The organism is Alloalcanivorax sp. (assembly GCF_964221125.1).
GTDB lineage: Bacteria > Pseudomonadota > Gammaproteobacteria > Pseudomonadales > Alcanivoracaceae > Alloalcanivorax > Alloalcanivorax venustensis.
Window position 1 is genome coordinate 1 of record NZ_CAXPXK010000067.1, and the last position, 9188, is coordinate 9188.

General features: G+C 64.1%; 8 protein-coding genes and 1 tRNA gene. 5 read left to right on the top strand and 4 right to left on the bottom strand.

The window, feature by feature from the left end; all coding sequences use genetic code 11:
• Positions 1 to 58: 58 nt before the first annotated feature.
• Entirely contained in the window at positions 59 to 748 is a 690-nt protein-coding gene (locus ACEQZD_RS08620) for a response regulator transcription factor (protein ID WP_348321425.1), read from the bottom strand.
• A gap of 91 nt (positions 749 to 839) precedes the next feature.
• The gene (locus ACEQZD_RS08625; RefSeq protein ID WP_142947592.1) at positions 840 to 1169 is read right to left on the bottom strand and encodes a multidrug efflux SMR transporter; all 330 of its coding nucleotides are present in this window, start codon (positions 1167 to 1169) and stop codon (positions 840 to 842) included.
• Between the two features lie 254 nt (positions 1170 to 1423).
• Between ACEQZD_RS08625 and ACEQZD_RS08630 the strand changes: the two genes are divergently transcribed.
• From ACEQZD_RS08630 to ACEQZD_RS08650, 5 genes are all read left to right on the top strand, one after another.
• A tRNA-Arg gene (locus tag ACEQZD_RS08630) sits at positions 1424 to 1500 on the top strand.
• Between the two features lie 291 nt (positions 1501 to 1791).
• Positions 1792 to 3237 (top strand): pyruvate kinase, encoded by a 1446-nt coding sequence (gene pyk, locus ACEQZD_RS08635; RefSeq protein ID WP_370184981.1) that lies wholly within the window; start codon positions 1792 to 1794, stop codon positions 3235 to 3237.
• A gap of 69 nt (positions 3238 to 3306) precedes the next feature.
• Positions 3307 to 4182, top strand: coding sequence for a crotonase/enoyl-CoA hydratase family protein (locus ACEQZD_RS08640; RefSeq protein ID WP_142947594.1), 876 nt, complete (start codon positions 3307 to 3309; stop codon positions 4180 to 4182).
• 580 nt (positions 4183 to 4762) lie between these two features.
• Positions 4763 to 6166, top strand: a complete 1404-nt coding sequence (locus ACEQZD_RS08645) for a hypothetical protein (RefSeq protein ID WP_370184984.1) — start codon at positions 4763 to 4765, stop codon at positions 6164 to 6166.
• Between the two features lie 163 nt (positions 6167 to 6329).
• Positions 6330 to 7217 (top strand): hypothetical protein, encoded by an 888-nt coding sequence (locus tag ACEQZD_RS08650; protein WP_370184986.1) that lies wholly within the window; start codon positions 6330 to 6332, stop codon positions 7215 to 7217.
• Positions 7218 to 7229: 12 nt separating this feature from the next.
• Here the strand turns inward: ACEQZD_RS08650 and ACEQZD_RS08655 are convergent, their stop codons facing one another.
• Both ACEQZD_RS08655 and ACEQZD_RS08660 read right to left on the bottom strand, forming a co-directional pair.
• A complete protein-coding gene (locus ACEQZD_RS08655; protein WP_370184988.1) occupies positions 7230 to 8867 on the bottom strand; it encodes a hypothetical protein in 1638 nt (545 codons plus the stop codon).
• Positions 8868 to 8907: 40 nt separating this feature from the next.
• Positions 8908 to 9188 (bottom strand): endonuclease V (locus tag ACEQZD_RS08660; protein ID WP_370184990.1); only part of this gene is annotated, 281 nt, incomplete at its 5' end.

The window sequence follows — 9188 nt, forward strand, 5'->3', positions numbered from 1 at the left end:
TCGACAGTAAGAGGACAGCGGCGAATCGGCCGAACGGACCGTGGCGGGCCGCCGGCGATCAGTCGTCGATCGGTTCCAGGCGATAACCGTGCTGGTAGACCGTCTTGATGCGGTAGCCCCGCTCGGGCCGGATCTGCAAGCTACGACGAATGCGGCTGATGTGCACGTCCACGGTGCGGGATTCAATCGGGGTCATGATGCCCCAGACTTTCTCCAGCAAATGCGCGCGGGACATCAGCTTCCCGACGTTCTGGAACAGATAGCAAGCGAGCTCGTAGTCCTTGTCGGTGAGCTTGACCGGCTCCTCGTCCAGGGTAATCTGGCGGCGACCACGATCGATCGTCCAGGGTCCCACGGTCATCATCCCTTGATCATCCATGTCGGCGACACCCGCCCGACGCCCGAGCGCGTTGAGGCGGGCCAGCAATTCCGCTTGTTTCACAGGCTTAACCATATAGTCATCGGCACCCTGACTGAGTGCGCCGACAATCGACGACTCATCATCACGCTGAGTGGCGAACAGCACCGGCGTTTTATTGCCGCTGGCCCGCACTTCCCCAAGCACCGCGTAACCGCTCATGTCGGGAACTTCCCAGTCAAGCACCAGTAAATCGAAGGTGTCTCTGCGCAGCAGGCTCATGAACTCCCGTCCGCTGGAGAGATGCATGCAGGTGTGCCCCGCCTCGCGTAGCCAGTGAGTGACCAGCTCGGCCTGGGCGTGATCGTCTTCTAAATAAGCAATGCGCACCGTTTCTACTCCATCCAATACCGCTGAAGCGTACCCAATCCATGATCGGATCGCGGGAAAAGATTGTAAAATGGCCGGTCGCCCGCCGCCGTCAGCCGCCCTGCGTGGAAAGCTTCAATCCCACCACGCCCACGATGATCAGGGCCAGAAACCCCAGTCGCGCCGCGCCCAGCGGATCCTGGAAAAAGACCACGCCCAGCAAGGTAATGCCGACCGCCCCGAGCCCGGTCCAGACCGCGTAGGCGGTGCCCACCGGGATGCCCCGCATGGCGAACGAAAGCGCCAGCATATTGAGTGCCGTGAGCACCAGCGACGTGCTGATCGACGCCACCCCCGGCTGCATCTGTATCCACTTCAGGCTCATCGCCCAGGCGATTTCCACCACCACCGCCGCCAGCAAAACCCACCAATATGGATTCATGTCTCGAACTCCCGGGAAAAACGGGCTCGTGTAGCGGACGGACCTGCCGGAAACCCGTAAGAGACAGGACCATCAGCCGCCCGACCGGAACGAAGCGGCGGCGGCATTATACGCAGCTGACAGGGTCAGGCCCACCGGGCCGAAGGCCGCGCGGAGCATGGACGCCGCCCACCCAAACGGCTATCATGCGCGTCCTGAATCGGCACCCCGCCCACTAAAGGCGCCGCCGGACAGGTTTTGTGACAACAAGTTTTGCGCCCGTAGCTCAGCTGGATAGAGCGTTGCCCTCCGGAGGCAAAGGTCAGAGGTTCGAATCCTCTCGGGCGTGCCAAATAAAAAGGCCCACCCCCGCGAAGGGGGTGGGCCTTTTTATTTGGCACGCCCGTCGGATCGACCTCTCCAGGTTCGACCAACTCGCTTTACAAGCGAGTTGGCGACGAGCGGCCAAAGGCCGCGAAGCCCCGCAGGGGTCGAAACGGCCAAAAGCCGTTTCGATCAATCCTCTCCGATACGCGGCACCAACGCCCCAAAACACATCCGCAAACACTCCGCCCCCTCACCTGATCCTCAATATCTGCAACAATGAAACCCACCTGACCCGATCCCAGCAAAAGGCAGCCCCATGTTCCGACGCACTAAAATCGTCGCCACCCTCGGCCCGGCCTCCTCAGACGCCGACCTCCTGGCCCGACTGATCGACGCCGGCGTCAACGTCTTCCGCCTTAATTTCTCCCACGGCAGCGCCGACGATCATCGCGCCGTCGCCGCCCGCGTCCGCGAACAGGCCGACGCGCAGGCCCGCAATGTGGCGATCCTCGCCGATCTGCAGGGCCCCAAGATTCGCATCGCCCGGTTTCGCGACGGTCCGGTGATGTTGGAACCCGGGCAGCCCTTCACCATCGACACCGCCCTGGACAAGGACGCCGGCGACAGCGGCCAGGTGGGCACCGACTACGCCGGGCTCGCCGACGATTGCCGGGCCGGCGACACCCTGCTGCTGAACGACGGCCTGCTCGCCTTGAGCGTCGAGAACGTCGCCGGCAGCCGCGTCGAGTGCCGGGTGCTGGTGGGTGGCGAGCTGTCCAACAATAAAGGCATTAATCGCCAGGGCGGCGGACTCAACGCCCAGGCCCTCACCGACAAGGACCGCGAGGACATCAAGCTGGCGGCCTCCCTGGAAGTGGATTTCCTGGCGCTGTCGTTCCCCCGCCACGCCGACGACATCCATCAGGCCCGCGCCCTGTATCGCGCCGCCGGCGGTCATGGCGACATGGTCGCCAAGATCGAGCGGGCGGAAGCGGTCGCCGACCCGGCGGTGCTGGACGACATCATCCTCGCCGCCGACGGCGTGATGGTGGCGCGCGGCGACCTGGCGGTGGAAATCGGCGACGCCGAGCTGGTGGGCGTACAGAAGCACATCATCCGTCGCGCCCGCGCTCTGGACCGGTTCGTGATCACCGCCACGCAGATGATGGAATCCATGATCCACAGCCCCCAGCCCACCCGCGCGGAAGTCTCCGACGTGGCCAACGCCGTGCTCGACGGCACCGACGCGGTGATGCTGTCGGCGGAAACCGCGGTCGGCGACTACCCGGTGGCCACGGTGCAGGCCATGGACCGCATTATCCTCGGCGCCGAGCGCACCTATCAGAGCCGGCCCAGCGAGGACCGGCCGGAACAGGGCATGAGCCACAACGACGAGGCCATCGCCCGTGCCGCCATGCACGTGGCGAACCACCTGAGCGGGGTAAAGGCGATCATCGCCATGACCGAAACCGGCACTACGCCGAGGCTGATGTCGCGGGTACGCTCCGGCATGCCGATCTTCGCCTTTACCCCGGACCCGCGCACCCGCCGCCGCGTGGCGATCTACCGGGGCGTGGAGCCGCAGCACTTCGAAATGGCCAGCGACCCCGGTCAGGTCAACCGGGAAGCGGCCGACCAGCTTCAGCGGTTGGGGCTGGTGGAAGACGGCGATCGCTTGATTCTCACCAAGGGCGACGCCGTGCGCGTGGGCGGCGGCACCAACACCCTGAAGATCATCACCGTGGGCGAGGCCGGCGACTGACCGCCCCCCGGCAAGCCCCTGCATCGGCCACCATGAATAATCAGACACTCAATAACATCGGGAGAGACCATGGAAACGCCTTCTTTTAATACTCTGGAGATCACCGTCGATGACGGCATCGCCACCATCTATCTGAACCGCCCGGATCGCATGAACGCCTTTACCCGGGAAATGAAGGACGAGCTGCTCGCCGCCTTTGATTACACCGATTCCGACGACGCGGTGCGCGCGGTGATCGTCACCGGCAACGGCCGCGCCTTCTGCGCCGGCGCCGACCTGTCCTCCGGCGGCGACACCTTCGACTATAAGAAGCGCGGCGGCGAAGGTGCCAACCCGGACGACGCCCACCGCGACGGCGGCGGCCAGGTGGCCCTGCGCATCCACCGCAGCCTCAAGCCGGTGATCGGCGCGATCAACGGCGCCGCCGTGGGCGTCGGCGTCACCATGCAGTTGCCCATGGACGTGCGCATGGCTTCCGAGAACGCCAAGTTCGGCTTTGTGTTCTCGCGCCGGGGCATCGTCAATGAAGCGGCGTCGTCCTGGTTTCTGAGCCGGGTGGTGGGCATCTCCTCGGCGCTGGAGTGGTGCTTCTCCGGGCGCGTGTTCAGCGCGGCGGAAGCCAAGGAGCGTGGGCTGGTGCGCTCGGTGCACGCACCGGACGAACTCTACCCGGCGGCGCTGGCACTAGCGAAGGAGTTCGCCGACCAGACCGCGCCGGTGTCGGTGGCGATGATCCGTCAGATGATCTGGCGCATGGCCGGTGCCGAGCACCCCATGGAAGCGCACAAACTCGACAGCCGGGCGATGAAGTCACGGGGTGGATCCGCCGATGTGCGCGAAGGCGTGGAGTCGTTTCTGCAGAAAAGAGCCGCCGTCTTCCCCGACAAGGTGTCCGAGGACCTGCCCGATTTCTTCGACTGGCAGGGCGAGCCGCCTTTCGAGTAAGGCGGCACCCGGCCGGGGCGGCGCGCAGGGACATATCTTGCAACACTTTCGACTTGCCAGAGAAAGGGCGTCCGCCCCCGGTCAACCCCCTTCGATATTAGTGAACATCCGTTCCTTTCCTGAAAAATGGAACAGCGGGCTGTGACCTGTTCCATTTTTCGAAAACGCGGATGCCGCTACTATTAAAGATTCAGGCGCCCGGAACACCCCGTACATACCGACCGGTATTTTTGTTTACATTAAAAAGCCGGGGCGCCCCATTAATTAATTTACCAGTGTTCACATTACCGTCCGAATTTATCGTGCGGCTCTGAAAATAAACTACATACCAAAGGGTATTTTGGCGTTTTACAGTATTGCGTCTGTGACAAGAGGGGTTCTAAGATAGTTCGTGACAACCGGGTGAACAGCTGATTTTTCAGGTATTCGCCGAAAGTCTAGTGGACTCTTTCTTCGTAAAGGTGTCCGCTCGGGAGACGATGCCCTGGGAAGGGCATATAAGAGGGTTTCGAGGCCGGCGCTGGATAACCGGATAAGCCCTCAAATACCAATAAACTTCGAAGAAAACAGGACAAAAACAATGGCACTTAAGTGGACCAATAAAGCTCAGGGGGCGCTGAACAGCAGTGCCGACCGTAAACTCCGCATCTCTTCTCTGACCAAAGCAATCGGCCTGGCTTCCGTATTCGGCGCCGCCACCGCGCTGTCCCCCGCTGCCCAGGCACTGAAAACCGATTTCGGCGTTGAATACCGCGCCACCGGTTTTTACGCACAATCCGACGCTTTCGACGTCGTCGGTGATCCTCGCAACGATAATGACAACGGCTTCGCCCATCTGATTCGCGTTAAGAGCGACTTCCTGGACGAAGACACCGGCATCTCCCTGCACACCAGCGTGGAACTGGCCGGCGACCGTTGGTCCGGTGACAGTACCCGCAACAGCCCCACCAACCCCCAGGCATTCAACGCCACCAACACCGGTGACAACGTACGTCTGGACCTGGGCTACTTGCAGATCCCCTTCGGCCATACCGTATTGCGCGTGGGCCGTCAGGCGACCAGCTACAACAACTGCTTCCTGGTCTGTGACGACCGCCGTGACCGCGTCCTGTTGATCCAACCGTTCAGCAAGACCTTCCAGGTTCTGGCCATCTATGACCGCCGTCGCGACCTGGACACGTTTGAAAACACTGACAACGGTGACCAGTTTGTCTTCGGTTTCGTGAGCAAGCCCATGGGCCTGGACATTAGTGCTTTGTACATCAAATACTTAAAAAACTATGAGGGCGATATTACTCAGGCGACAAACACCTCTGGCCCTTACGTAGTTAGTGGTGCCGATCTGTTTTCAGGCTATATCTCCGGTAATATCGGCGAAGTCGCGAAAGCAACCGTGGGCGCCAACTACTTCACCAATGGCAAGGTTACTACTCCGGCGAATAATGGCCAGTTTGTAACCGAAGATGCCCTCTCCCAGTACATTCGTTTGGAAGGCTCCGTAGGGGTAATGGATTGGGGTGTACAATATGTTGGCGCTCAGGATGGCGGCTACATCTCCCCCGGTTTCGACACGTACTCCAGCCTGATCCAAAACAACCCGGAGAGCACCGCTAACCCGACCAGCCTTTACACCATGGCGCAGAGTTACGGTGTCGAAGGTTACGATGAGTCCGTGCTCGCCGGCAAACTGACCTGGAACGTAACCCCGAAACTCGCCATCACCGGCGCCGTGGGCCAGCTGGACATCGACAACCCGGCCCCCCCGGGCGGCAACAACAGCGTCAGCGACGAAAGCACTTTCTACGACCTGCAGCTGAGCTACCAGGTGAACAAGACTCTGCGCACTTGGGTAACCTACGGCATTCTGGAAGAGAACGAAGCGGGCGCTCTGTCCGGCAACACGCTGCTGGGCGCTCTGCCCAGTGCTGACTTCTCCCAGGACGACGTACAAGCCGCCAGCGTTAACCTGGCTGTGAGCTTCTAAGCAACAGGTCCACTTAGTACCACTTAGTGCGTACCACTTCGGAACCGGGACAGTGCAAGCTGCCCCGGTTTCGTCGTTTTTAAAAGCCTGAAACGGCGCTGGACAAGCCCACCGAGGGTTGCGCACACTCTTTCTTCATTGTTACGTATCCGGAACCACCGCCATGACTCACATCATTCCCCGGCGCGTGCTGATCGCCGCGCTGATCGCCGGCCCGCTGGCCGTCGGCACCCTGGCCGGCTGTGCCACCCAGGGCATGACCACCGAAGACACCACCGCCCTGGTGGACTCGGAGGCCGCGTTCGATAACGATAAACCCAACTGGCAAACCCCGTTCTGGGAGCGCTGGGCCGAGAACGCCAGCGCCGGCAAATCGGAGCGCCCCGACACCGCCGACGGCGAAGCGCCGCTGGCCAATATCGGCCTGGTGCTGTCGCCCTCCATCAGCGACGGCGAAGCCCTGATCAGCACGCTTTACAGCGACGCCTCCGAACAGGGGCTGCGCCCGCTGCCCGGCGGCCTGGTCGCCGAGACCCTGGACAGCGCCGCGCCCTGTCAGCAGGACACGGCCGCGGAAGCGTGCCTGGCCAGCCTGGCGGCTTATCCCGGGGTTCGCATGCTGGTGGAAGTATCGCCGGCACAGGACGGTAGCGGGCTTAGCGCCGAGCTGCACGATACCAGCCTCAATGCCCACTACCGCATCGACCGCTTCGCCAACAGTGAAGCCGGTGCCGACGCGCTCATGGACGAGATCAACCGGCGCGTGGCCATGGCCCCCTGGTCCAGTCGCGTCTTCCAGGGCGAGGACGGCGGCCTGTATATCAGTGCCAGCCGCGTTAACGGTCTGAATCAGGGCCAGCGGCTGGACGTGCGGGAGCCGGGCAAGGCGGTACGCGCGCCCTCCGGCCAGGTGGTGGCGTTCCGCCCCGGGCAAAGCGTGGGGCGGGTGGAAATCGTGGAGTTCGTCGGCGACTACCTGGCGGTGGTGAAGACGGTGTCCGGCCAGACGCCGGACGACCGTCATTGGATCACGCTGCCCGCCAGTCAGTAGCAGGCACGAAGGTCAGCGCCGGGGCAGGCGGTACAGCCCGGCGTCGCGGTCGGCGGTGAAGAACAGATCCCCGTTGGCCGCCTCCACCACGTCGTTGAACACCCCGGTGGGCGGCAGCCCCTCCAGCGCCGGCAGCCCCACCGGCAGGTCCTCGGCCAGCGTGCGGGTGGCGCCATCCACCAGATCAATCTCCAGCAGGCGCTGCTTGCCCACTTCCATCACCAGCAGCTTACCGGCCGCGCTGACGCTGATGCCTTCCGGCATCGCCAGGCCGTCACGGACCCGCCGCTTGGACCAGTCCGCCGGGTTCACCGCCCACACCGAACCGCCCGCCGTGGTCACGAACAGGCTTGAACGGTCCCCGTTGAACGCCATGCCCGCCGGGCCGGCCAGCGCCACCACCACCGCTTCCCGCTGCTCGCCCTGCTCACCGCTGACACGCAGCAGACGGCCGGTGGCCAGCTCCGCCACCAGCAGGCTGCCATCGGCCAGCTGCACGGCGTCGTGGGGCGCCTGGAAGTCGTGGAAACCGTGGGTCATTTCACCGCTGGCGCGGTCGAACACCTGCACCGTGCCGGTGGCCCAGCTGGTCAGCACCACCACGTGCTCGTCCGCCCAGGCGTTGAGCGGGTACTCCAGATGGGACGCCCACATGCGGCCCACTTCGCGGATGTCGCCGCTGCCGGTGTCCATCACCCGGTAGGCGAAAGTGTCGGCGATATGCAGCTGGTCGCCGACCATCGCCAGCCCGGAGGGCGCGGCCAGACGGGTGCGCACCAGGTCGCGAACCCGGCCGTCGGCCAGATCCACTTCCTGGATGCTGTTATCGGCCATGTTGGAGACATAAAGCAGGCCGGCCTGCTTATCGATGGCGAGGTTGTCCAGCGACGGCTTGAGCCTGGCCACCCGGACCTTTTCAGCGGTACCCGGTTGCAGGCGCAGCAGTTCGCCGGTGGCGCTGTCGACCACATACAGGCGCCCCTGGCCGTCGAAGTTCACCGCCGCCGGTATCCGGAAGCCGTCGGCGACGGTGTCCATCTCGCCGCTCTCCACATTGACGCGCACCACCTCGCCCTTGAACCAGAGCGGGCCGTACAGGTGGCCGTCGGGGCCGAACTCGAAGCCATTGAGGCCGCCCATGCCTTCGATGATCTTGCGCGGCGGCTGTTCACCGCTGCGGTCGATTTCGTAAAGCGCGTCGCCCATGAACACCTGGGTGGCGAACAGACGACCGTCCTCGGTATAGGCGAGGGAATTCAGGCCGGGCAGGCCGCTGGCCACGGTACGAATCTCACCGGCCGCGTTACGGATGCGCAGCTCGCCGACCAGATAGGCGGTCCAGGCGACCTCGCCGTCCGGCCCGAACGCCACGTCATCGGCCATCCCCGCCGGCGGCCCCACGAACGGGCTGACCGCGCCGCTCTCCCGGTCCACCAGGGACAAGGACTGCCCCACCACGCTGCCGGCCAGCAGCCGGCCCCGCGGGTCGATGCCCAGGCCGTGCACGCCCAGGTAGGGCAGCGGCCCCTCGACGACGGCCGGTTCACCGTATTCCGCTTGCGGCGGCGGCGGTGGCGTGGTGCTGCAGGCGGCGGCGCCCAGCAGCAACGCGCTCAGCGACAGCCAGCGGTATGTTCTGAGATGGTCCATGTACGCTCTCCCTGGTTGTTATCGATGTTGTCGATCCAGATTAGCGCAGCGCATCCAGGCGGGCGAGCCATCGTTGGCCGCGGCTGGAGGCCAGCCCGTCCGCCCAGCGGGTCGTCTCAGGAAGCCGGTAGCGAGTGGTGCAGGCCATCACCAGTTCCAGCGCGGTGGCCAGATCGGTGCGGTGGCCCGGGGACACGATCAGCGGTCGGGTGCCGACCCGGGTGCGCAGGACGGCCCCCCGGGTGTCGCCGGCGCGGTCCAGCAGCGGTGTCCATTCGCCGCGCCCCTCCGGCACCTCGCCGTGGCGGCCGGTGAGGCGCT

Coding starts and splice junctions, on each gene's coding strand:
- ACEQZD_RS08625 (WP_142947592.1), bottom strand. CDS start 1,169: ATGAATCCATATTGGTGGGTTTTGCTGGCGGCGGTGGTGGTGGAAATC.
- ACEQZD_RS08650 (WP_370184986.1), top strand. CDS start 6,330: ATGACTCACATCATTCCCCGGCGCGTGCTGATCGCCGCGCTGATCGCC.
- pyk (WP_370184981.1), top strand. CDS start 1,792: ATGTTCCGACGCACTAAAATCGTCGCCACCCTCGGCCCGGCCTCCTCA.
- ACEQZD_RS08655 (WP_370184988.1), bottom strand. CDS start 8,867: ATGGACCATCTCAGAACATACCGCTGGCTGTCGCTGAGCGCGTTGCTG.
- ACEQZD_RS08640 (WP_142947594.1), top strand. CDS start 3,307: ATGGAAACGCCTTCTTTTAATACTCTGGAGATCACCGTCGATGACGGC.
- ACEQZD_RS08645 (WP_370184984.1), top strand. CDS start 4,763: ATGGCACTTAAGTGGACCAATAAAGCTCAGGGGGCGCTGAACAGCAGT.